General features: G+C 43.7%; 21 protein-coding genes. All 21 read left to right on the top strand.

Going from position 1 to position 23,812, the window contains the following annotated elements; all coding sequences use genetic code 11:
• Nucleotides 1-12: 12 nt before the first annotated feature.
• The 21 genes from ACN6NF_RS20560 to yunB all read left to right on the top strand — a co-directional run bounded on the left by ACN6NF_RS20560 (nucleotide 13) and on the right by yunB (nucleotide 23,809).
• On the top strand, nucleotides 13-1,485 hold the full coding sequence (locus tag ACN6NF_RS20560; protein WP_474319368.1) for an efflux RND transporter periplasmic adaptor subunit: 1,473 nt from the start codon (nucleotides 13-15) through the stop codon (nucleotides 1,483-1,485).
• The gene (locus ACN6NF_RS20555) at nucleotides 1,482-2,219 is read left to right on the top strand and encodes an ABC transporter ATP-binding protein (RefSeq protein ID WP_016819949.1); all 738 of its coding nucleotides are present in this window, start codon (nucleotides 1,482-1,484) and stop codon (nucleotides 2,217-2,219) included. Before ACN6NF_RS20560 ends, ACN6NF_RS20555 begins: the two co-directional genes overlap by 4 nt.
• Complete coding sequence (locus tag ACN6NF_RS20550) at nucleotides 2,216-3,430, top strand: ABC transporter permease (protein ID WP_126666218.1); 1,215 nt, start codon at nucleotides 2,216-2,218, stop codon at nucleotides 3,428-3,430. The genes ACN6NF_RS20555 and ACN6NF_RS20550 overlap by 4 nt, the downstream gene beginning before the upstream one ends.
• 65 nt (nucleotides 3,431-3,495) lie before the next feature.
• Nucleotides 3,496-4,437 (top strand): polysaccharide deacetylase family protein, encoded by a 942-nt coding sequence (locus ACN6NF_RS20545; RefSeq protein ID WP_474319365.1) that lies wholly within the window; start codon nucleotides 3,496-3,498, stop codon nucleotides 4,435-4,437.
• Between the two features lie 63 nt (nucleotides 4,438-4,500).
• On the top strand, nucleotides 4,501-4,977 hold the full coding sequence (locus tag ACN6NF_RS20540) for an RNA polymerase sigma factor (protein WP_474319363.1): 477 nt from the start codon (nucleotides 4,501-4,503) through the stop codon (nucleotides 4,975-4,977).
• A 206-nt stretch (nucleotides 4,978-5,183) separates the two neighbouring features.
• Nucleotides 5,184-6,623, top strand: a complete 1,440-nt coding sequence (locus ACN6NF_RS20535; RefSeq protein ID WP_474319361.1) for a 6-phospho-beta-glucosidase — start codon at nucleotides 5,184-5,186, stop codon at nucleotides 6,621-6,623.
• A gap of 274 nt (nucleotides 6,624-6,897) precedes the next feature.
• Nucleotides 6,898-7,728, top strand: coding sequence for a BglG family transcription antiterminator LicT (licT, locus tag ACN6NF_RS20530; RefSeq protein ID WP_474319359.1), 831 nt, complete (start codon nucleotides 6,898-6,900; stop codon nucleotides 7,726-7,728).
• 248 nt (nucleotides 7,729-7,976) lie between these two features.
• Nucleotides 7,977-9,866, top strand: coding sequence for a beta-glucoside-specific PTS transporter subunit IIABC (locus ACN6NF_RS20525; RefSeq protein ID WP_474319357.1), 1,890 nt, complete (start codon nucleotides 7,977-7,979; stop codon nucleotides 9,864-9,866).
• Between the two features lie 219 nt (nucleotides 9,867-10,085).
• Nucleotides 10,086-11,576 (top strand): alanine/glycine:cation symporter family protein, encoded by a 1,491-nt coding sequence (locus ACN6NF_RS20520; protein WP_123797632.1) that lies wholly within the window; start codon nucleotides 10,086-10,088, stop codon nucleotides 11,574-11,576.
• Between the two features lie 153 nt (nucleotides 11,577-11,729).
• Complete coding sequence (locus tag ACN6NF_RS20515) at nucleotides 11,730-12,335, top strand: bifunctional transcriptional activator/DNA repair enzyme AdaA (protein ID WP_474319354.1); 606 nt, start codon at nucleotides 11,730-11,732, stop codon at nucleotides 12,333-12,335.
• Nucleotides 12,316-12,849: a methylated-DNA--[protein]-cysteine S-methyltransferase gene (locus ACN6NF_RS20510; protein WP_474319353.1), complete on the top strand. Its 534-nt coding sequence runs from the start codon at nucleotides 12,316-12,318 to the stop codon at nucleotides 12,847-12,849. The genes ACN6NF_RS20515 and ACN6NF_RS20510 overlap by 20 nt, the downstream gene beginning before the upstream one ends.
• Nucleotides 12,850-12,863: 14 nt before the next feature.
• Entirely contained in the window at nucleotides 12,864-13,679 is an 816-nt protein-coding gene (locus ACN6NF_RS20505; RefSeq protein ID WP_474319351.1) for an SPL family radical SAM protein, read from the top strand.
• 60 nt (nucleotides 13,680-13,739) lie between these two features.
• Nucleotides 13,740-14,357 carry a DNA-3-methyladenine glycosylase family protein gene (locus tag ACN6NF_RS20500; protein ID WP_474319349.1) on the top strand — a complete coding sequence of 206 codons (618 nt, stop codon included), beginning with the start codon at nucleotides 13,740-13,742 and terminating at the stop codon, nucleotides 14,355-14,357.
• A 19-nt stretch (nucleotides 14,358-14,376) separates the two neighbouring features.
• Nucleotides 14,377-15,066 carry a DNA alkylation repair protein gene (locus ACN6NF_RS20495; protein WP_474319347.1) on the top strand — a complete coding sequence of 230 codons (690 nt, stop codon included), beginning with the start codon at nucleotides 14,377-14,379 and terminating at the stop codon, nucleotides 15,064-15,066.
• 69 nt (nucleotides 15,067-15,135) lie between these two features.
• On the top strand, nucleotides 15,136-16,731 hold the full coding sequence (locus ACN6NF_RS20490; RefSeq protein ID WP_474319346.1) for a response regulator transcription factor: 1,596 nt from the start codon (nucleotides 15,136-15,138) through the stop codon (nucleotides 16,729-16,731).
• A 23-nt stretch (nucleotides 16,732-16,754) separates the two neighbouring features.
• Entirely contained in the window at nucleotides 16,755-18,611 is a 1,857-nt protein-coding gene (locus tag ACN6NF_RS20485; protein ID WP_474319345.1) for a sensor histidine kinase, read from the top strand.
• A 98-nt stretch (nucleotides 18,612-18,709) separates the two neighbouring features.
• Complete coding sequence (locus tag ACN6NF_RS20480) at nucleotides 18,710-20,074, top strand: ABC transporter substrate-binding protein (protein ID WP_474319344.1); 1,365 nt, start codon at nucleotides 18,710-18,712, stop codon at nucleotides 20,072-20,074.
• Between the two features lie 32 nt (nucleotides 20,075-20,106).
• Nucleotides 20,107-21,009, top strand: coding sequence for a carbohydrate ABC transporter permease (locus ACN6NF_RS20475; protein WP_474319343.1), 903 nt, complete (start codon nucleotides 20,107-20,109; stop codon nucleotides 21,007-21,009).
• 2 nt (nucleotides 21,010-21,011) lie between these two features.
• The gene (locus tag ACN6NF_RS20470) at nucleotides 21,012-21,848 is read left to right on the top strand and encodes a carbohydrate ABC transporter permease (RefSeq protein ID WP_474319342.1); all 837 of its coding nucleotides are present in this window, start codon (nucleotides 21,012-21,014) and stop codon (nucleotides 21,846-21,848) included.
• 88 nt (nucleotides 21,849-21,936) lie between these two features.
• Nucleotides 21,937-22,869, top strand: a complete 933-nt coding sequence (locus tag ACN6NF_RS20465; RefSeq protein ID WP_474319341.1) for an aldo/keto reductase — start codon at nucleotides 21,937-21,939, stop codon at nucleotides 22,867-22,869.
• Nucleotides 22,870-23,059: 190 nt separating this feature from the next.
• Nucleotides 23,060-23,809 (top strand): sporulation protein YunB, encoded by a 750-nt coding sequence (yunB, locus tag ACN6NF_RS20460; RefSeq protein ID WP_474319405.1) that lies wholly within the window; start codon nucleotides 23,060-23,062, stop codon nucleotides 23,807-23,809.
• Nucleotides 23,810-23,812 lie beyond the last annotated feature (3 nt).

The following is a 23,812-nucleotide window of genomic DNA, read 5'->3' as shown; positions in this document are numbered from 1 at the left end:
GGGGATATAACATTGTCGGAAACAGAAAAGAAAGATGCATTGCAGGTAGTAAGAAAGAGAAGATGGCTAAAAAGAATCATAGGCATTTTTGTCCTGATCATTATTGTGGGGATTGGCGGTACGGTTTATATGAATAGGAATAAGGAAAAGCCTGTGCAGGGCTCTGCCAACCAGATCGTACAGGTACAGAAAACAAACATGACCGAATCGCTTAAAGTAACTGGAACCGTTCAGGCTTCCAAAGAAGTGAATATTAATTTTACAAATGTAGAGGGTGCCAAGCTCGTCGCTGTGAATGTCAAAGCAGGAGATAGCGTTAAAGCGGGTCAGGTTTTGGCACGTTTGGATGATTCGGATTCCAGGTTACAAATTAAGAATGCTGAATCCAATGTAGCGATTGCCAGAGCCAAGCTGGAGGAAGCCAAGCGTGGACCAAAGCCCAGTGATATTGAGCTCCAGAAGGCAAATGTCCTAAAGGCGCAAATGGCGATTAAAACAGCCAAGGATTCCATTGAGCTGGAAGAAGCCGCTGCTCAAAAGGAGTCGGCCAAGGTGACTTTGGATAAGGCTCAGAAGGATTATGATGACCAGGCTTATCTGGTTCAGAATGATGCGGCAGCAGAAAGTGACCTGGCAACAGCCAAGCAAAATCTGGATAAGGCAAAATTGGATATGAGCAATGTGGAGCTGCAGTACAAGAAGGCACAGACCAAGCAAACTGAGGCGATCGAAGAGGCGGAAATGGGCTATAAAACAGCTTTAATACAATTAAAGGCTGCACAGTCCCCGCCCGAAGCTTCCAACATCCAATCCGCACAGGCTTCTTTATTGCAGGCTGAAACGGCATTAGAGCAGAAAAAAAGTGTCCTGAGTAAATTACAGGTTACGGCGCCGTGGGACGGGATCATTTTGAAGGTCAACGGCGATGTGGGTACCAGTCCTACTGCACCTTTTATTGTAATGAATAATTCAAATACAGGGGCTATGAAGGTTCTTGCCAAGGTTAATGAAAGTGATATTGCTAAATTGAAGACTGGACTTCAGGCGACAATGCACTCGAATTCATTTCCGGACAAACAATTTAAAGGCGAAGTCCTCTTTGTTTCTCCAGAGCCGGTTACCGAATCCAATGTGACTACATACAAAATCGAATTGTCTTTGGATAGCCAAAAGATAAGGCTGCAACCAGGGATGAATATGGATGTATCCCTTCTGTTAGCTGAACACAAAAATGCGTTATCTGTGCCGCTGTTTGCACTGAGATCTGAAGGCGGTGTGGATGGAGTATATGTGGCGAAGAACGCGGCGAATCCGGCGGATTATGAGTTTAGACCAGTGAAACTGGGTGTCTATACAGCAGATCAGGCGGAAATCAAGTCTGGTGTCAAGGACGGTGAGATCATTGTGATCCCACCTCAGGGTGGTAGTGCTGGTTCGAATGGCAGTCCAGAGGGTCAAGACCCTGATGGGGGGCAGGCACAATGAGTGAAACTCAATCCCATAAAGCTGTAATCGAAATTAAAGAACTGAAAAAAATGTATGAGGTAGGCGGACAGAAGATTCAGGCTCTGCGCAGTGTTAATTTATCTATTAGCGAAGGGGAGTTTGTTGCTATCATGGGGCCCTCTGGTTCGGGCAAGTCTACCATGATGAATGTCATTGGCTGCCTGGATCATCCCGATACCGGAGAGTACTACCTGGATGAGTACTCCATATTGGATGCTAGAGAGAACGAGCTTTCGGAGATTAGAAACCAGAAGCTGGGTTTTGTATTTCAGAAATTCTATCTACTTCCCCGAACTACAGCATTAGCAAATGTAGAGCTGCCTATGATGTATGCAGGTGTACCTGCCAAGGAGCGTCGGGAAAGAGCCGTAGAGGCACTACGCAGCGTTGGCCTTGCAGAACGGATGTACAACAAGCCTAACGAGCTTTCTGGTGGTCAGCAGCAACGTGTCTCCATTGCCCGGGCATTGGTGAATAATCCTGTTATTCTGCTGGCGGATGAGCCTACGGGAGCCCTGGATACGAAGACAAGTATCGAAATTATGGAATTATTTCAAGGCTTGAATGAGCTGGGGAAAACCATCGTCTTGGTCACGCATGAGCTGGAGATTGCTGAATATGCCAAACGATTGATCAGCTTTCGGGATGGTAATATTGAACGAGATGAGCCTATTGCAAATAGACGAATTTCATCAAGGAAGGTAAGCCTATGAATGTAATGGAAACCATCCGTGTATCCATGAATAGCTTATTCACTAACAAGCTACGCTCATTTTTAACGATACTCGGTATTATTATCGGGGTGGCAGCAGTTATTGCCATTATGGCGATCGGAAACGGATCTACAGCCCGCATAAAGGCGGAAATTAATAAATTAGGAAATAACGTATTGATGGTTGCGCCGGCTATGACAATGGTCGATGGTGAAATAGATTATGACCACACACCATCATTTACTTGGGCTGATGTCGAGGCGTTGGAACAAAAGAAGTCTATAGATGCATTAATGCCGAATATAACGAGCAATTCAAAAGCTACGTGGGGGCGATATAACTATAACGCCACTATTGTAGGAACTTCCGCTTCATTCTATAAGGTCAAAAAGTTTTCCTTTGCCGAGGGTAGAACATTTACCAACGATGAGATGGACAAACGCATGAATGTCGCCATACTTGAAAGCCAAGCGGTTCAACGTCTTTTTGGTGGAGATAGCCAAAATGTATTGGGACGGACGTTTCAAATTAAGCAGATCCCTTTCAAGGTAGTCGGAGTATTGGATACTCAGCCAGTTACGAACTTAAGCTACAGTAGTAATGAACAAATTTACATCCCTGCTACAACCATGATGAACCGTCTGGGTGAGAAGAATATTACCGGATTGGACGTGTCTGCCAAGTCACCAGCCTTGATGGATCAGGCTCGCTTAGACATCTTGGAAAGCTTGCGTGTGACACACCAGCTAAAACCTTCGGAACCAGATCAATTTCAAATTATGAGTCTGTCAGAGGCAGCAGGTGCAGCTTCTGGTGTAGATAGTATTATGACCAGCCTATTGGGTGGGGTAGCCGCGATATCCCTCGTGGTAGGGGGAATCGGAATTATGAATATTATGATGGTCTCAGTTATAGAGCGTACAAAAGAAATCGGTATTCGGAAAGCCATTGGTGCCAAGCCGAGAGATATTATGATTCAATTCCTGTCTGAAGCGATCATTTTTGGTCTGTTAGGAGGCACAATCGGAGTTGTTACAGGTATAGGAGCATCCAAAATACTTGAGGCGGCTGCGCATATGACCATTGAATTTACAATCTCGCCTATCATATATTCGTTTCTTAGCTCTGCGGGCACAGGCATCCTATTCGGAGTATATCCGGCTTATAAAGCAGCAAGTTTGAGGCCAATAGATGCATTGAGATACGAATAATTGAATTGGCACATGGTCGCAACATAAAACGTGAACTGCTTCTAGATTTTGGAGGAACATATACTATGGAAAAAAGCTATGTGCAAAATAGAACCAGAGCTCATCGGATGAAGAGGAAGAGAAGAAGACTACTGTTTATTATTATCATTTGTATTGTTCTAATTATTTTAAAACTCTTTGACATTTTCAGTAGTAAACCACAACCAGTCAAAACGATTGAATTTGCAGAAAAAATAGAATCCGTATCAACCGACAAATTAAATAACGAATCCAAAGGGAGCGAATTCCCTGTAAAAAATGTTTCGGGTGTTGAGGATGCTGCATTTGTTGAAAAGTACTTAAATCAGCAAATCCAAGGTCAAAAGCCCGATGGGATAGACGGTAAAAAGGTTGTCTATTTATCTTTTGATGATGGGCCATCAGTAACCGTGACGCCTAAGATTTTAGATGTTCTTAAAGAACAAAATGTAAAAGCGACGTTTTTTGTGGTCGGAAAAGCAGTCGAAGAAAATGAAGGTACTAAACATTTAACCAAAAGAATAGTTAAAGAAGGGCATGCTATCGGAAATCATACCTACTCACATGATTATGGTTATTTATATCCTAATCAGACTGTGAATTCGAGCATTTTTATGAGCGATATTGAAAAAACAAATCAAATTTTAAAGCAAATTTTGGGACAGGATTTTTCCACAAGAGTGATTCGATTTCCAGGTGGCCATTTGACGTGGCAGAGAAAGGATCCCAAAGGTATGGAAGCGTTAGATAAATTTTTACATGATAAGGATTATCATCAGATTGACTGGAATGTGTTGCCTAAAGATGCGGAAGGTACATCTAAGAATGCCGAGGAATTAATACACGAATTTATGCAGAGCATTGGGACTAGAGAAAAAGCAGTGGTACTCATGCATGACACTTACGGGAAGGAAGAAACAGCTAAAGCCTTGCCTGAAATCATAACATATTTAAAAAAGCAGGGATATGAATTTAAGACTATAAAGTAGCCAGTGTATTTTAAGTCAAGGGGAACACCGTAACCCATCGAAACAGAAAGGATTAGCAATAATATGGACATTAAAGATCTGGAAAATCTATATTTATCTCATAAATCAGAACTCCTTGGCTATCTTTTGAGAATAGTGCATAACAAACAGGATGCCGAAGATTTGTTGCATGAATGCTTTATTCGGTTTATAAGAGCTTCCCCTGATTTGCCCGAAGATCGTATCCGATTTTATCTTTTGAGAATTGCTAAAAATTTAGCCATAGATATAATAAGAAAACGAAAAAAGATGGAGGAATATTTCTTACGTAAGGAGCAAGTCTACTATCACTGGGATACCCTCGATTTTGAAATTCAGGATGAGGTCGATCGAATTCTTTTGATGGCAAGTAATACCGAGCAAAGGACGGTACTTAAATTGCGTGTAGTCCAAGGATACTCCATAAAAGAAACGGCTAGAATTTTAAATAAGAGTGAAAATTCAGTAAAGTCTTCGCTTCACAGAGCCTCAAAACGTATCAAATTGAGATATATTTCCTGAGTTTTACAACTTGAATTTGACAGGCTCCTAAATCTTTGTTAGAGTTTCAATCAAATACGAATAACCTTTTCGTGGGATGTTACCGATAGGGCATAACCTGAATTGGCTTGTTTACACTGTAAGTGTGATCAGGCTGGTTTGGGTTTTTTTATTGTTTATCACCCTTTCTGTATCCCTTTTATTACACATTTGGAAGGAGAACATTTATGTCCAGTTATACTTTTCCTAAAGACTTTTTATGGGGCGGTGCTCTTGCTGCCAATCAGGCCGAAGGGGCTTATCTGGAAGACGGTAAAGGATTGAGTTTGGTAGATCTGTTACCTACCGGAGAGAAGAGAAGAGGCATAATGAAAGGGAATGTTCCTTCGCTGAACCCACTTGAAAGCGAATTCTATCCTTCCCATGAAGCCATTGATTTCTATCATCATTATCGCGAGGATATTGCGCTATTTGCAGAAATGGGTTTCAAGGCGCTGCGTGTTTCCATTGCCTGGGCTCGTATTTTTCCAACTGGAGAAGACGCTACTCCCAATGAAGCGGGGCTGCAATTCTACGATGATTTGTTCGACGAATTGCATAAACATGGCATTCAGCCGGTCGTTACCCTTGCTCATTTTGACGTACCGGTAGCTCTGATTGGAAAATATGGAAGCTGGCGCAGCCGGAAATTGGTAGGTCTGTTTGAAACCTATGCCAAAACTGTATTCACTCGTTACAAGGATAAAGTAAAGTACTGGATGACGTTTAATGAGATTAACATGCTGCTCCATCTGCCGTTTCTCGGCGCGGGGCTTGTATTTCAAGAAGGTGAAAACATTAAACAAATTCAGTACCAGGCTGCGCATCATCAGCTTGTTGCAAGCGCGCTGGCTGTGAAAGCATGCCACGAGATCATTCCAGATGCGAAGATTGGCTGTATGCTTGCTGCTGGCAGCTTCTATCCATATACCTGTAACCCTGAAGATGTGTATCAGGGAATGGAAAAAGACCGTGAGTCCTACTTCTTCATCGATGTACAGTCACGCGGCGAATATCCTGGTTATGCGAAGCGCTTCTTCAAGGATCATGGATTAAACATCGAGATGGAATCCGGCGACGCAGCCATTTTGAAAAATCATACCGTCGACTACATTGGATTTAGCTACTATTCAAGCCGGACAACCAGTACAGACCCGGAAGTTGTAAAAAATATGACCAGCGGTAATGTATTCGGCTCCGTGGCCAATCCATATTTGGACAAGTCCGAATGGGGCTGGACGATCGATCCCAAAGGCTTCCGTATTACAGCCAACCAATTGCATGACCGCTACCAAAAGCCTTTATTCGTAGTGGAAAACGGTTTTGGTGCCAATGATGTGGTTACGCCTGAAGGAGAAGTTAATGACGATTACCGAATCGACTATCTCAAGCGGCATATTGCCGAAATGGGTGAGGCTCTTCAAGACGGCGTCGAAATTATCGGTTACACCAGCTGGGGACCTATTGACATTGTCAGCGCTTCCTCTGGGGAAATGAAAAAACGCTACGGTTATATTTATGTAGACCGCGACAACGAAGGCAATGGTTCGTTGAAACGTATTAAAAAGAAAAGTTTCGATTGGTATAAAAACGTAATTCATTCCGACGGTGAAAATCTCGGCGAATAATCGTACCACAAGAAAATAGGATCGGACATCCCTGATCAAAGGGGATTTCCGATCTTTGTTTCTAGATTGAAAGCGTTGACAATCGTTCCTTTTCGGGCTATACTTGACGCAATTCCATCATTTTTAGGATTGTTACTGCATAGCAGGCAAAACCTAAGCCACGAATAAGCGGATTTTACAGTCTTGTTTATTTGGCGTGCTTCGGTTTTTTTGTTTGCAATAAAGTGGATGGAGCATGAGTGGCTCTTGCTGGCATATGGAACGGGGGATCGAGATGAATATAGCAAAGGTCATCAACAATAATGTAATTAGTGTTTACCAAACAGACGGTACTGAACTCGTGGTCATGGGCCGGGGGATTGCTTTTAAGAAAAAGCCTGGAGACAAAGTAGATGAAACCAGAATTCAGAAGGTATTTGCGCTGAAGAACAAGCAGACATCCGATAACTTCAAGATGCTGCTGCGTGAGGTACCGCTGGATTTGATCGTGATTGTGGAGGAAGTCATTAATGACGCTAAGCATAGTCTGAACAGAAAGCTTAACGAAAATATTTATGTTTCTCTGACCGACCATATCAATTTCGCTATTGAAAGGTACCGGGAAGGACTGGAGATCAAAAACGCGTTATTGTGGGAAATCAAGCAGCTGTACAAAGAAGAATTCGCGATTGGTCTGAGAACGCTGGAACAAATCAAACAAAAGCTCGGTATTGAACTGCCTGTGGATGAAGCGGCTTATATTGCCCTTCACATTGTGAATGCTGAAATGAATGAGGAAGTCATTACGACCATGAGCATTACGAAGTTTATCCAGCAAATTATCAATATCGCAAAATACCACTTTAAGGTTGATTTTGACGAGGATTCTCTAAGTTATTTCCGCTTTATTACGCATCTGAAATTTTTCGCTCAGCGCGTATTTAAGGGAAATCACTATGAAAATAACTATGATCATTTATATGACTTGATTAAGGAAAAGCACAAGGATGCAGCCGCTTGTACGGAGAAAATCGGAACTTTCGTTAAAAAAGAATACAATCATGAATTAACGAACGAAGAAAAGCTGTATTTGACTGTGCACATTGAACGAGTGGTGAACAGATAAGCTAAACTTTCTATTCGAAAAGAATCAAAACAAAAGTTTAAATGTTTTTGTTGACAAATATGGTAGATTAAATGTATTATGTGAGTAACAGGAATTTAATAAGTTTTAACTGGGATTGTTACTGGTTATGCAGGCAAAACCTAAGTCATGAAAAATTGCGGGACTCAAGTGCCCACCATTTTTCAAGGCTTAGGTTTTTTGTGTGCCTAAATATGTAAAAAGCCCCTTAGAACATGGAGGTGTCCATCATGAGTTATGAAAAACTGGCTAAAGAAATTGTGCACCTGGTAGGCGGCGAAAAAAATGTAGTATCGCTCGTACACTGCGCCACGCGCCTGCGTTTTGTGCTAAAAGATGAGGCGAAAGCAGATAAGGCAAAGCTGGAGAAAACCGACGGAATTATTACGGTCAAGCAGAGCGGTGGCCAGTTCCAGGTTGTGGTCGGCAACAAAGTACCAGAAGTATATAGTGCCATCGGCCAAGTATCCAACATTTTGAATGAAACTGGAAAAGAAGAGAACTCAGTTAAAGGCAAAAAAGGATTTGGCGCTGTAATTGACGTAATTTCCAGCATTTTTGCACCATTGCTCGGAGTTATGGCGGGGTCCGGTATTTTGAAGGGCCTGCTGCTGATTGCGAGCAACCTTGGCTGGCTGGTTCCGAAAGACACTACTTATATGATTTTGTATGCTGCGGCCGACAGCTTGTTTTATTTCCTGCCGCTCTTGTTAGCGGTTACAACGGCACGGAAATTCGGGGGTAATATCTTCGTTGCTTTGACCATTGCCGGAGGGCTGCTTTACCCGACGATTGTCACGCTGAAAACAGAAGGTACAGCAACAGACTTTTTCGGAATTCCTATTGTGATGATGAGTTATTCATCAACCGTTATCCCGATTATTTTAGCCGTTATCGTCATGAGTAAGCTGGAAAAATGGTGCAATCGACTGATCCATGAGAGCGTCAAAAACTTTATTACACCTTTGATTCTACTTGTAATTATGCTTCCTCTGACTCTGATGGTTTTTGGTCCAGTTGGGGTGTATGTGGGCAATGCAATCGCCACCGCGCTCGTTGCTGCGTTCAGCTTTAGTCCGCTGCTGGCTGGAGCAATTCTTGGTGCTTGTTGGCAGTTGCTCGTTATTTTCGGTGTTCACTGGGGTCTTGTACCTGTATTTATTAATAACATTGCTGTTAACGGCAGAGACGGTATTAAACCTGCTGCTTCGGCTTCCATCTTTGCTCAAACCGGTGCAGCATTTGGTGTCATGCTGAAAACGAAAAATAAAAAGCTGAAAACGCTGGCAGGTTCTGCTACACTTACCGCTTTGTTCGGTATTACAGAGCCAGCGGTCTATGGGGTTACGCTGCCACTGAAGCGCCCGTTTATTGCCGGTGTTATCGGCGGTGCTGTCGGTGGTGCCATTATCGGTCAAGCAGGGACGCAAGCATTCGCCTCTGGCGCACCTGGATTGCTAACCTTGCCGATCTTTTACGGTCCTGGCGGACAAGGCTTCCCAGGATTGATTTTAGGGATTACCGTTTCATTCTTGGTTTCGGCCATCTTGACTTATATTTTAGGCTTCGAAGATCCAGTTGAAGAGGAAGAAACCACAGACCATTCGTCTAAAGAATCGATATCTACAGTTGTAGCTTCTAATGAAGAGGTACTAAGCCCGATTGAAGGAACGGTGGTCGCTCTGTCGGAGGTTCCCGATCCAGCATTTGCTGCGGAAGCTATGGGTAAAGGTATCGCCATCCAACCGACAACGGGTAGAGTTGTAGCACCGTTCGACGGAACCATTACTGTAGCGTTCAAGAAAAAACATGCGCTTGCAGTGGTTTCACATCATGGCGCAGAAGTTCTAATCCACGTCGGGGTAGATACGGTCAAGCTGGACGGTAAACATTTTACTTCCTATATCAAAGAAGGCGATCAAGTAAAAGCAGGAGATTTGCTACTCGAATTTGATGTTGAGCAAATCAAGGCAGAGGGTTATCCTACGATTACGCCAGTTATCATTACAAATTCTTCTGAATATACAGAAATCCTCCCCATCCCTCAAGGGCAGGTAACGGAGCAGGCACCGTTATTGAAACTTTCTAGCGCTCATAATGAGCAAGAAGGTATCGCCTGATTGCCTTAAGTAAGGACCAAGCTCTGATGATCCACATTCTCGGATCATCAGAGCTTTTTTGTCGTCCTATGATGCCGAATAAGGCTATTTGTAATTGACAATATGTCAATTAAATTAGCTTGTACGGTTGTAAAAACTAATCTATAATTTTTTGTAATTATGCAAATTTTCTGAAAACATAGACTAGATGAATTGATGGATCAGGGGGAAATACAAGGAATGTTAGAGAAGTGGGCAGAGGCAGTAAATGGCGTCATTTGGAGCAATCCTGTGGTATATGTCTGTTTGGGCGTGGGGCTATTATTTTCGATCATGACTCGATTTTTACAAATCAGGCATTTCAAAGAGATGATTCGCCTTGTCTTTAAAGGAAAAAGCTCAGAGGCAGGTGTTTCTTCTTTTCAAGCCTTTACGATGGCGCTATCGGGACGTGTAGGGACGGGGAATATTGCTGGGATTGCATTGGCAGTCGGTATGGGGGGACCTGGGGCAATATTTTGGATGTGGGTCATGGCCTTTATCGGATCGGCCACCGCGTTTGTTGAATCTACACTGGCTCAGGTATATAAGGTAAAGCGTGATGGTCAGTACCGAGGCGGCCCGGCTTTTTATATTGAAAAAGGAACAGGCTTAAAATGGTTTGCCGTTATTTTTGCGGTAGTAGCGTTGGTCGCTATGTGTTTGCTGATGCCGGGAACTCAGTCGAACTCCATCGCCGTAGCCTTTCATAGTTCGTTTGGTATGGATATGAAGGTTTCTGGGATATTAGTGGTCGTATTGCTGGCGCTTATCATTTTTGGCGGTGTCAAAAGAATTGCCAATGTGGCTCAGGTAGTCATACCGTTTATGGCACTGGGCTACATCCTTGTCTCTTTCTATATTATGATGACGAACATTACTGCGCTTCCCGAGGTATTTGCCCTGATCTTTCGCAGTGCTTTTGGTGTAGATTCAGTGTTCGGCGGTATAGCAGGGACAGCCATTGCTTGGGGTGTAAAACGAGGCATTTATTCGAATGAAGCGGGACAAGGCTCTGGTGCGCATCCGGCAGCAGCCGCAGAAGTGTCCCATCCAGCAAAACAGGGGCTGGTTCAAGCCTTTTCCGTGTATGTAGATACTTTTTTAGTCTGTACGTCCACGGCTTTCATGGTCTTGTTTACAGGGATGTACAACGTGAAGGGACCGGGTGGGGGTTATATTGTACAGCATCTCCCGGGTGTTGAAGAAGGAACACAATATACACAGGCTGCTATTGAATCGGTATTCCCGGGTTTCGGCTCAAGTCTCTTGTCCATAACCTTGTTCTTTTTCGCATTTACCACCATTATTGCGTATTATTACATCGCTGAAACCAATATGGCCTACCTGATTGCCGACCGTAAAGCCAAATGGCCTATGTTCCTGTTAAAGTTGGTTATTCTGGGTTCGACGTTTTATGGAACGGTCGTCAAAGAATCGGCCTTGGCGTGGACACTAGGGGATATGGGCGTCGGTATTATGATGTGGGTGAATCTGATTGCTATGATCCTTTTGGCCAAGCCTGCGCTTCTCGTGCTTAAGGATTACGAGCGGCAACGGCGCCAAGGGCTAGACCCGGTATTTGACCCGAAGCAGGCGGGAATTTCAAATGCAGATTATTGGTCACAGGCATATCAGCATCCTTCAGATGAGTTGAAGATCACGGTTGAACCAGGTAAGCTCCAAGCCTAATTAAGATAGATTACTACATTTAAAGGTGGCTCCTCATGGAGTCATCTTTTTTCATTATCTTGCCTTTACATTCCAAAAGGGGTACATATGTTCAGTGTTTAGTTTATAATTTAGGTATGAGGCAGGGTACATTGCACAAGAGGGGAGATTGAAATGAGAACATCCGATTTATCCATAACAGACGAGAAGTGGAGAGCTATTATAGAAAATGACAAGTCGTATGACGGGGTATTTTTGTACGCTGTAAAGACAACGAAAATATTTTGTCGCCCCTCCTGCAAATCCCGACCTCCTAAAAGAGAGAACATCCGTTTATTTATATCAGCAGAGCAGGCTTTGGCTGAGCATTTTCGTCCATGCAAAAGATGTAAACCGACAGGACAACGATTGCCTGATCACGACTGGATCGCAGGAGTTGCAGAATACGTAGATTCGAACTATATGAAGGGCTTAACATTGAACGTCCTGGCAGAGATCAGTCATGGAAGTCCGTATCATTTACATCGTACCTTCAAGCGAATCATGCATGTAACTCCGATGGAATATATACAGCGTACTAGGTTGGAACAAGCGAAGAAGCTGCTTATTTGCTCACAACAATCTGTTGCGGAAGTGGGGGAGAACGTAGGCCTGTCCAATACCCCTTACTTTATTACGTTGTTTAAAAAGAATACAGGCTACACTCCATTGCAATATCGCCAACTCGAATCCATAGCAACTCAAAAAGGAGATACACAGCATGGTATATCAAATGAATAAAACGATCTATTGGTCATTATTGGTGCATGAGGATTGGAATTTATATATTGCAGCTACATCGGAAGGATTATGTTATGTTGGTTCGCTTAATCAACCTGTAGAGGAATTGCTTACATGGGCAGGAAGTCGATTTCCCGGCAGTCCTTTAGTTGAAGAGGATACCATTTTACAGCCCTATGCCAAGGAGTTGATTGAATATTTGCAAGGGGAGCGCACACGTTTTACATTCCCCTTTGACTTTCAGGGAACTGCATTTCAAATGGCTGTGTGGAACGCGCTGTGTAATATTCCGTATGGGGAGACACAATCCTATTCAGACATTGCCAACGCTATTCAAAAGCCGAACTCTGTTCGTGCGGTAGGTACTGCTATTGGTGCTAATCCGATTTTGGTCACCATCCCTTGTCACCGGGTCATTGGTAAGAATGGAGCTTTGACCGGATATCGTGGGGGGCTGGACATGAAGGTGAAGCTTTTGCAGCTTGAAAAGAATTGCACACACAAACCAATATAGTAGTGAGGTTAGGTATGAAAAATGAGTATTACAAATCCCCCAAGACTCTTTTGAATAAAGGGACAGGCTTCTTGTCAGGGTATACACACTCGTTGAACCCGTATACCGGCTGTACCTTTGGTTGCTCTTATTGTTATGTACGCCAATTGCCAGTCTCTACGTTTCGGAGGGAAGCTTGGGGAACATGGGTTGATATTAAAAAAGAGGCGGCAGATATTCTTCGTAAGGAGCTTCGCAGGGCCAAATCCAAAGGTAAAGTTACGATTTTTATGTCGTCAAGCACAGATCCTTATCAGCCGGCCGAGTACAAACAAGAGGTGACCCGATCTCTGCTGGAAGTGATGGTGGAAGATCCGGCGGATTTTCTCTTTGTACAGACGCGTAGTCCGCTTGTACGACGGGATATTGATCTATTGCTTCAATTAAAGGAACGTGTACGTGTAAGTATCACTGTAGAAACAGACCGCGAGGATATACGCAAACATTTCACCCCGGAAGCTCCCCCCATCCAGGCTCGTCTTCAAACGCTGCAACTTTTAAAAGAGGCAGGTGTACCGACGCAAGCTACCATTGCTCCGATGCTGCCAAGCAGTGAGCATTTTGCAGACAAGCTCGTGCCTCTGGTCAACCGTGTCTGTATAGATGATTATTTTATGGGAGACGGCAGCGGGGGAAGACGGACGCGTAGCTTGAACATTGGTGCGCTGTATGAGTCATTGGGGCTGGAGGAATGGTATCACCCTGCTGCGTATAAGGCGGTTTATGAGCGTTTTCTTCAGGTTTTTCCGAAAGAACAGCTCTATGTGAGCAAAGAAGGATTCGAACCCTGATATGTAAGCAACTATGCCATTAAATGAAGAGTGCACCTTACAAGGAGAGCGGGAGAACCAATGGAAACGGTAATGACCAAGAACTTTGACTATGGGGAAAAGGAAATCAACTACCTAAAAACGGTAGATACCGTACTTGGTACAGCTATAACGCAAATGGGCAAGGTAGAACGCGTAATCATTCCCGACCTGTTTGCAGCGCTTGTCCATGCGATTGTGGGGCAGCTTATTTCCGCCAAGGCGGTTCAGACCATATGGACAAGGATGCAGGAGAAATTAGGCGCGATCACTCCGCAAAATATAGCCGTTCAGACAGCTCAAGATATTCAAAGCTGTGGGATCACCATGAAAAAGGCAGCATGTATCCTGAATATAGCCCAAACGATCGAGCAGGGATTGTTGGATTTACAGGAATTATATGAGCTTTCCGATACACAGGTGATCCAAAAATTATCCACGTTGCAAGGGATAGGCCCTTGGACAGCTGAAATGATGTTGATTAATTGCATGCAACGTCCGGACGTCGTCAGTTGGGGCGATATGGCTATTCGGCGGGGAATGATGAAGCTGTACCATTTAGATACACTGACCAAGCAGCAATTTGAGGAGTATCGCCGAGTGTATTCGCCTTATGGTTCAGTGGCCTCTATTTATTTGTGGAGCATTTCATTTCGTTAACAAACAGGGAGTGGAAAATATGGAGAAGACCATCAGAGAACAGATATTGTCACACGTGGATACAGATTTTCAGAAATTTACGGCTGCATTGCTTCCGACGATTAATAATGTGCTGGGTGTGCGTCTGCCAGTGCTGCGTAAGCTTGCTCAAGATATTGCCAAGGGAGATTGGCGCCTCTATCTGGAGACCGCTGAAAGTGAACACTTTGAAGAAGTGATGCTGCAAGGTATGGTGATTGGTTCTGTTAAAACAGATATTGAGGAAGTTTTGAGGTATACCGCCAAGTTCGTTCCTAAAATTGATAATTGGTCCGTATGTGACAGTTTCTGTGCCGGATTGAAAATTACGAAGCAACATAAAGAAAGAGTATGGGATTTTATTCAGCCCTATCTGTTCTCTAAGAAAGAATATGAAATTCGGTTTGGAGTGGTTATGCTTCTGAATTTTTATATTGAGGAACAGTATATTAACCGTGTGCTTACTTTGCTAGACCAGACCTATCGTGAGGACTATTATGTACAAATGGCGGTAGCATGGGCGATATCTATCTGCTATATCAAGCTGCCTGAGGCAACCATGGCGTATTTAAATCATAATACATTAGATGATTTTACCTTCAACAAAGCTCTGCAAAAAATCACAGAATCATACCGGGTGGATCAGGCCACAAAAACGACCATTCGTAGTATGAAGCGAAAAAGAAAATAGGATGGGTCCCCGCCTGTAAGTGTTATACTGAAAAAACATACGTGTATAAGACCGACAGGAGGGGAGTCTGTGAATTCGATCCCGCTGGGAGTACTTGTTGTAGATGATGAAACTAGGCAGCGTCGTGGGTTGGCTGCCATGATCCGGGATTTACGTCCAGAATACGAAGTATGGGAAGCCAAGAATGGGAAAGATGCTTTGACCATTTCATTATCCCAGCCGATCCAGATCGTTTTTACAGATATTCAAATGCCGATTATGAATGGGATTGAATATCTACAACAATTGAGAACATCGGGTCAGCATGAGACCAAAGTTATTTTAGTGACAGTCTACCAGGAATTTAGCTATGCACAGCAGGCGGTACGGTACGGAGCGAATGATTATTTGGTGAAACCGGTGCAATCACAGCAACTTATTGAAGTGATTCAACAAATGGAGAAGATCATTGTAGAGGAGCAGGGAGCACTCGGTGAAAATCGAACAGCGTTGAATCAGATCGAGCAAAGCATGCCTGCATTTGTGGAGCATTTGTTTAGCAGATGCGTGACAGACAAGTTACAGCCTAACGAGAAAAGCTTATTAAAGAGTTACTTTGGATGGCAGGGGATAGGAGAAGTTCTTGCGTTGGGGACATCTGCATCCCGCCCGGAGGATATATATGCGTGGGATTCTAAGCTACGAAACGCGGTTGTTGAAATATTGCGACCGTGGGCATCTTCTGTCGTGTTCCCACTTGAAACCCCTAAAGAGCATATGGTCGCCGTGGTGAATTGGAGGGATAGGACTGAAGGCGAGAAGGCCAAAAGCGCACTTCAAGCTGGACTGAAAAAGGTGGAGCAGCAGCAAGCTATCTCCATTTGGTTTGCTTGGGGTCAGCCATTTGACTTCGATAAGATGCAAATAAGCCCGTCTCACGAAAAGGCTGTCCGCCTTATCTCCATGCGGTTTTATACACCTCACACCAGATGTTTGAACCTTGTCGTTTCAGATGATGAACAGCCGGTACAGGAAATGAGCACCCACGAACAAATGGCCTTTCTGAAATTCATTGAAAGCGCTATCTACAATGGAGAGATCGATCAGCTATTGGGCCGAGTGCAACATTTCATTGGACGAATATCCCAAGGGTATCCTGCCCCTGAAGCACTTAAAGCTAAATTGATACAGCTTCTGCTAGTTAGTTTACCACGGTTAAGTATAGGGTGGAGTGAGGAAGTCTACTCACGTTACTCGGAACAGTTGAACCGAGCTGTCGAAGAGGCCACATGTCTTCAAAATCTTGAGGATTGTATTGCAGCATGGTTAAAAGAGCTGATTCTTGAGCTTGATGGCAGCTCCAAAGGTGAACCCATCATGAAAAAATGCAAGGAATTTCTGGATACACATCTTCATGAAGACCTAAGTCTGGAGATTGTGGCTCGGCGCTTTCACTATAATGCATCCTATTTTAGCATTTTGTTCAAAAACTATTTTGGGCTCTCGTTCACAGAATATATGGTCAAGCTCAGAATGCAAAAGGCTCAGCACTTACTGCTGCATACAGACGCCAAGGTCGCAGAAATTAGTAGACAGGTTGGTTATAAAGATATCAAGTATTTTTTTAAAGTGTTCAAAAAAAACGTAAAGCACACACCTGAAGAATTTCGCAGGAAATTCAATTGATCGTTAGGTGAAAGGAAGGTACAATGCGCCAAGTCAAATATATATATCAAAAATTTTTGGACAGTAGCTTTCGTACGAAGTTAATGCTGTCCTATTTTTTGTTGTCTGGTTTTATCGTTTTGATCCTTGGCTTTGTCTACTTCGAAACCAGTGCGCGGAATATTACTGGAAACGTAACAGATAGCGTTACAAGTGTACTGCGTAGTAATAACCAGCTACTGGATAACAAGCTGTCAGCTATTCAAAAAACCGTAGATATGATTCTGATTGATCATGATCTTCTACAGACCATTATGGACGTAGATACTACAGATTCTTCATCGCTTTTACGAACTGATCGCAGCATTACGAAAATTTTGTACAGATACTTTGGCAATATAGAGGAAGTATACGCTTCTCAAATCATGACGCAAAAGTATGCATACGGAAGTACAGAGCGGATGTATATTCCCGCTCTGGCGTTCTATTCTTCTCCCTTGGCGACAACGGCGGTACAAGCAGAGGGAGCTACCAAGTGGATTCCTGCCTATTCGTATGCCGATACCTTTCATCAGCAGGATTTAAAACAAGGCTCCTATGATTTTAGTTCTTTATTTGCTGTGGTTAAGCAGCTTCATTTGACTGCATTAGATGATGCTGGAACCTTTCATACGCTTCCTGAAGGAAAGGAAAAGCCTATACTGGTATTGAATTTCCGGCCTGATTTGTTAAAGGACGGTTTTGAAGATTATGCAGCTCGCAGCGGATTTGCACATCTATCCTACGGTATGATTCACGATAACAACGGGATAGTCATGAGTTCAGATCGACAGCAACAAGCGGGGGAGCCTGTGGCGGATTGGTTGAAGAATGCCATTACTTCGGAACAAGGGACGAAAATGGTAAACGTTAAGGGTCAAAGCATACTACTGGTTTACGAAGCGATGAAGACGACGGGCTGGGTATCGTATATAGCCATTCCCATGGAAGATGTACTGGGGCATCTGTCAACGATTCGTACCTACACCTTGTTTTTTTTAGGCTTTATGATGCTCATTGCTGTTATCCTTGCTTATTTGCTGTCTGTATACATCAGTAAGCCTATCACGGATATGAAACAGGCGATGAAGGTAATGGAGAAGGGACATTTTGATATTCGAATTCCTGAACGTGGCTATGATGAATTGGGGGATCTGGTGATCCGATTTAATCAAATGAATGAGAAAATTAAAGATTTGATCGAAGAAAATTACAAATCACGTCTGCGAGCCAAAGAGTCGGAGTTAATGGCACTTAATTTACATCTTAATCCCCATTTTTTGTATAACACCTTAACGACAATGTATTGGATTGCACTAGAGCATAAACAGCAGGAACTGGGCCGATTGATCATTAGTCTGGCGGAAATGCTGCAAATTACGACTCGAAACAAAAGCGATACATGGAGCCTGGAAACCGATCTGAATTGGCTGGAAAAATACATTTATATTATGCAGAATCGCTTTGAGAACAAGTTCACGGTGGAATATGATATTGATCCCATTTTGCTTCAGATGGAGGTTCCCAAGCTTTTCTTACAGCCTTTTGTGGAGAATTCAATTATTCACGGCTTCGCCGAAATGGAATCAGGTGGTCGGATTAAGATCACAGCCTGGATCGAAAAGCAATTGGTGTGTTTTAAAGTCGAGGATAATGGATTAGGAATTCAAGAAGATCATATACGCCGCATTCAAGCTGGAGAAATCCGGTCAACGGGCATTAAAAATGTAGACAGAAGAGTACGGCTGTTATATGGGATGGAATATGGGGTTGCGCTCCACTCACCAGAAGATAAAGGGACATTTGTCCTGATCCGAATCGGAGAAACACATAGATCTAATCAAATGACACCAATCCAATGAGAGTGCGACTTTCAAAAATGTAAGCGTTTGCTAGAATAAATTTAGTGACGAAGCAACAAACGAAAAGATAAAAAATAAACGGTTTGGGGGCGTTACTCATGTTAAAACGAAAGTTATGGATTGTCTGCATGTGCTTGATCGTTGGACTGATGTCAGCCTGTAGTTCAAATGAGAGCAGCAGTAAGCCAGTAGATTTACAAGGGCACGAGCAAGTGACACTGACCTATGCCAGTTGGGGGAGCACCGATGAGAAGAAGGTTCAACAGGAAATCGCCAAAAAATTCACTGAGAAATATCCGTGGATCAAAATCAACTATATGCACATCCCCGGGGATTACGTCACCAAATTAACGACGATGTTTGCCGCCAATCAGGCACCAGATGTATTTCCTATTTATAAAGCACAGGCTCTGCAATGGGCTGAACAAGGCAAACTATATAATTTAAATGAATTTTTGAAGGAGGATAAGGAGCTAACGAAGGAGAGTCTCATTCCTAATTCAGTCATCTATTGGGATAAGGATAAAGTGGCAGGGATTAAGGTGACGGAGGAAGCTTTTGCGCTCTATTACAACAAGGATTTGTTTGATGAGGCTGGTGTTGCCTTGCCGCCAATCAAAGCTGAAGAGGCTTGGACATGGGAACAGTTCTTAGAGACAGCGCAAAAGCTCACCATTGATAAAGCGGGAAATAATGCGCTTAGCCCCAATTTCGATGCAAGTAACATCAAACAGTATGGAGTTCGGTTTGACACATGGATGTGGCATCTGCTAGTACCTTCCAACAACGCAAGCGTTATTTCAGATAAAGGGGACTCGCTTAATCTTGAAAACCCTGATGTGATTGAAGCCGTGCAAAAGATGGCGGACCTGATCAACGTGTATCATGTGGCACCGTCGCCTACGCAGTCCAAAAATATCCCTTCCCCAGCTGTAGCACTGCAAAGCAAACGTGTAGCGATGGATCTGGATGGGCAGTGGGTCCAATTGGATCTTGGAGAATCGAAGGTGAATTTTGGTGTGGGCGTGTTACCCAAACTGAAAAGCAGCAAAACGATCCTGTTTGGCGAACCGGAAGTGATTTCTGCCAAAACCAAACATCCGAAAGAAGCATGGATGTTTTATAAATTCTTGCTGGATGCTGAAAGCGGGCTTGACATGCATTCCAGCGGATTGTGGATGCCTGTCATGAAAAAGTGGTACACCGAACCAGACTTGATTAGCAAATGGGCAGATGTCAAGCCAGGCCATGCGGATGGATATCGTGATGCAGTCATAAACCAAACGCTGCATAACGGTGTCAATTCTTACGACTACTATCTAAAAAACTCGGAAAAAATCAATGCGATTATTAACCCGGCGCTGGATCAGGTATGGCTGGGCAAGAAAACGGTGGAGCAAGCATTTAAGGAGGTTTCCGCCAAGGCCAACGCTGAATTTAAGGGGACATATCCGAAAGAATAAGTTGAGGGCTTTGACAGAAAGAGAGGGGTAGAATGCAATCATTATCTTCTATTCGTAAGAAGGAAAATTGGTTGGGGTGGCTTTTTGCCGCCCCTGCTATTCTCGGCTTTGTCATTTTTGTTCTGGGACCGATGATCGCTAGTCTCTGGTTCAGTCTTACCGATTACAAGATTGCTTCACAAGCCCATTTTATCGGTCTGGATAATTACGTTCACTTATTTGACGGTACGGACCAATTTTTTTATAAATCCCTTGGGGTTACGTTTTATTATGTGTTTCTGAGTGTGCCCCTGCAAATTATAGTGGCTTTCTTTTTGGCTATATTGCTCAATCAAAAGGTAAAAGGTTTGGCTTTTTTCAGAACAGTTTTTTATCTGCCTACGATTGTGCCACTCATAGCATCGTCTATGATCTGGATGTGGCTGTTTGATCCGGATCTTGGCTTGCTGAATGTGGTGCTGCGTGCGCTGCATTTGCCGGAAAGTCAATGGATTTATAGTGAAGGGTCGGTAGTTCCTACGCTGGTTTTAATGAGTTTGTGGACCGTTGGGGGAACCATGATTATATTTCTGGCCGGCTTGCAAGATATACCTAGGCATTATTATGAAGCCATTGAAATTGACGGAGGCAGCGCTTTTCATAAGCTTGTTTATATTACAATTCCGTTGACATCGCCTACGATTTTTTTTAATACGATTATGGGCTTCATCGGTGGATTTCAGGTGTTTGTCCAGCCTTACGTCATGACTCAGGGTGGACCCAATAACTCCAGCTTGTTCTATACATTTTATTTATTCCGCGAGGCATTTACTTTTTCGAATATGGGTTATGCCTGTGCGGTTGCTTGGGTGCTCTTCATTGTAGTTTTAATATTCACTGCCTTTCTGTTCAAGACGGCCCGCAAATGGGTGTATTACGAAGGCGGGGGGGCATAAGGATGAAAAAACGCGGTTTGCGTTGGAGCAGAGTATTACTTTACACAGTGCTGATTGTAGGCTCACTTTTTTGCATGTTTCCTTTTTACTGGCTGGTCAGAAGCTCCATGATGGATTTAAGCCAAATTTTTCTGATCCCGCCCAAATGGATTCCAGAGCCTTTTGTACTTGAGAACTTCTTACAGCCGTTTGAAGAGTTATCGTTTGGGCGCTATTTTGTAAATACATTTATCGTCGTTGCAGGTACTTTAGCAGGTGTACTTTTGTCTAGTACCATTTCTGCCTATAGCTTTGCGCGGATGAGATGGATTGGAAGAGATAAGGTATTTGCCGTGTTATTAAGCAGTATGATGCTGCCGTTTGCGGTTACGCTGATTCCTTCTTTTATTGGTTGGCAGGCATTAGGCCTGGTTAATTCCTACGTACCATTGGTATTACCTTCGTTTTTTGGTGGAGGCGTTTTTAATATCTTTTTGCTCAGACAATTTTACATGACTCTTCCGCGAGAGCTGGATGAAGCTGTATTTGTGGATGGGGGCAACCATTTTACTATCTTTACTCGCATTATTTTACCTTTGTCCCGGTCAGCGATTTTGGTCATCGGATTGTTTACATTTTTGAACACATGGAATGATTTTATGGGCCCGCTCGTTTATCTTAATGATGAAAGCAAATTTACGTTGGCGATTGGGCTACAGCAGTTTCAGGGAATATATTCGGCGCAATGGGGTGTTCTGATGGCCGCTTCTTTAATTGTCGTGTTGCCCGCTATCCTTCTTTTTGCCATAGGACAGAAGTATTTTATGGAAGGCATTGCCTTGACGGGGATCAAGGGATAAGAGAAGAGCAGCAGCCAGGTACGCACTTTGCTTTTTTTGGAATTCAATAATAAAATGGAAGTAACTTTCGAAAAGGAGATGACGTGAATTGGCAGAGCAAGTGCGTATTGGCAAAACAGATTTATATGTAAAACCAATCGGTTTGGGTGCGAATAAGGTAGGAGGACATAATCTTTTTTCCGGTTTGAACAATGAAACAGGCAAAGAAGTCGTTCGCATAGCTTTGGATAACGGCATCAATTTCTTGGATACAGCTTTTATTTATGGACCTGAGCACTCAGAGCGGTTGATCGGTGAGGTACTTAAAGAGCGCGGCCAACGTGAGGAAGCTGTCATTGCGACCAAGGGAGCCCATAAATTTGTGAACGGAGAGGTAGTCTTTGACAACTCGCCTGCTTTTTTACGTGAATCCGTAGAATCCAGTCTGAAAAGATTGCAAACGGATTATATAGATCTGTTCTATATCCATTTCCCAGATGAAGCTACGCCGAAGGCAGAAGCAGTTGGAGAACTGAAGAAGCTTAAGGACGAAGGGAAAATTAAAGCTATTGGTGTATCTAACTTCACCATTGAACAACTTAAAGATGCGAATAGTGACGGTTATGTAGATGTGCTTCAATCCCATTATAATTTGTTGCAACGGGAAGCTGAAAAGGATCTGCTGCCTTATACTAAGGAAAATGGCATTTCGTTTGTACCGTATTTCCCGCTAGCTTCGGGACTGCTGGGTGGTAAGTATACAAAAGACATGACCTTCACGGACATCAGAGCGAAAGATCCATTGTTTCAGGGAGAGGCATTTGCTCGTAATTTGGACAAAGTGGAGCAGGTACGGGAGATCGCTAATGCGTTGAATGCAGAGGTTGCTCATGTAGTGCTCGCATGGTATTTGACTCGCGATTCGATTGATGCCCTCATTCCAGGTGCGAAGGGACCGGAGCAGGTTCTGGCGAATCTGAAAACGCTGAATGTGCAACTGAGCCAGGCTGATATCGAAAAGATTGACCACATTTTCAAATAATATGTTGAGTTGAATCGTATTTGAAATTATATATGTTTACTACAGGAGGAGCTGCCGGACGGGCGGCTTCTTTTTCGTTTATTTGCGGCATATCCTTCTAAAGTAAGTTCATCGCTGCGGGGGGATCAGAATGAATAGAAAACCGCAATGGCACAGCAGACCGAGCAGAAGGCGACGTGGCAGGCGCAGAATGTGGCTCATTGTGGCATTGGCGCTGCTGGTAGGAATCGTACAGGTGGCTGCCTATGTGGAACAGCATTTGAAGCCGCCCATGATGCATCTGGCCAAAGTGCGGGTCAAACAAATGGCGACAGAGGCTATTAATTCAGCCATTACTGCGCAGGTAGAGCAGGGGAAGACTGCTGATAATTTGATCGAATGGAGAACGGATACACAGGGGAGAACCTCTGGATTTGTCCTAAATTATGCGGAGCATATGAGAATTACGTCAGACACGCTCAAAGCAGTCAAGGCAACGATGGACAGTATGAGTCATTTTGACGAGAGCGTTCCGATTGGTCAGGCATTAGGGAGTCCGCTGCTGGCAGCTTATGGACCCAAGGTCCCTCTAAAGGTGGAGCCGCATGGAGCAATCAAGGTGGATATCAATACACGTCAGCAGGATGCGGGCATAAACATGATCTTGGTGGAAGTGTACATTCGAATTACGACGGAAGTGTCTGTGGTTATACCATTTGAGATGCAACCTCAGATTGTGGAGACGGAAATTCCGGTTTCTTATTTGTTGGTGGTGGGCAACGTCCCGATGTACTACTATGACAATCAGGGGAAACCAGTCGGCAAAAATGGCGCAACCGCTCCGCAGTTGGCACTGCCTGCCCATTCCATAGAGAGCAGCGGTGCTGTAGATTCCAGCATAGAAAGTGTTCCAGAGATACAGGAAGACCCAAATTCCCTCAATCAATCCCCAACGCCATAAGGA

This window comes from Paenibacillus sp. TSM33, assembly GCF_056099025.1.
The sequence above is the reverse complement of the archived record's forward strand: the minus strand, read 5'-3'. Positions and strand labels throughout refer to the sequence as shown.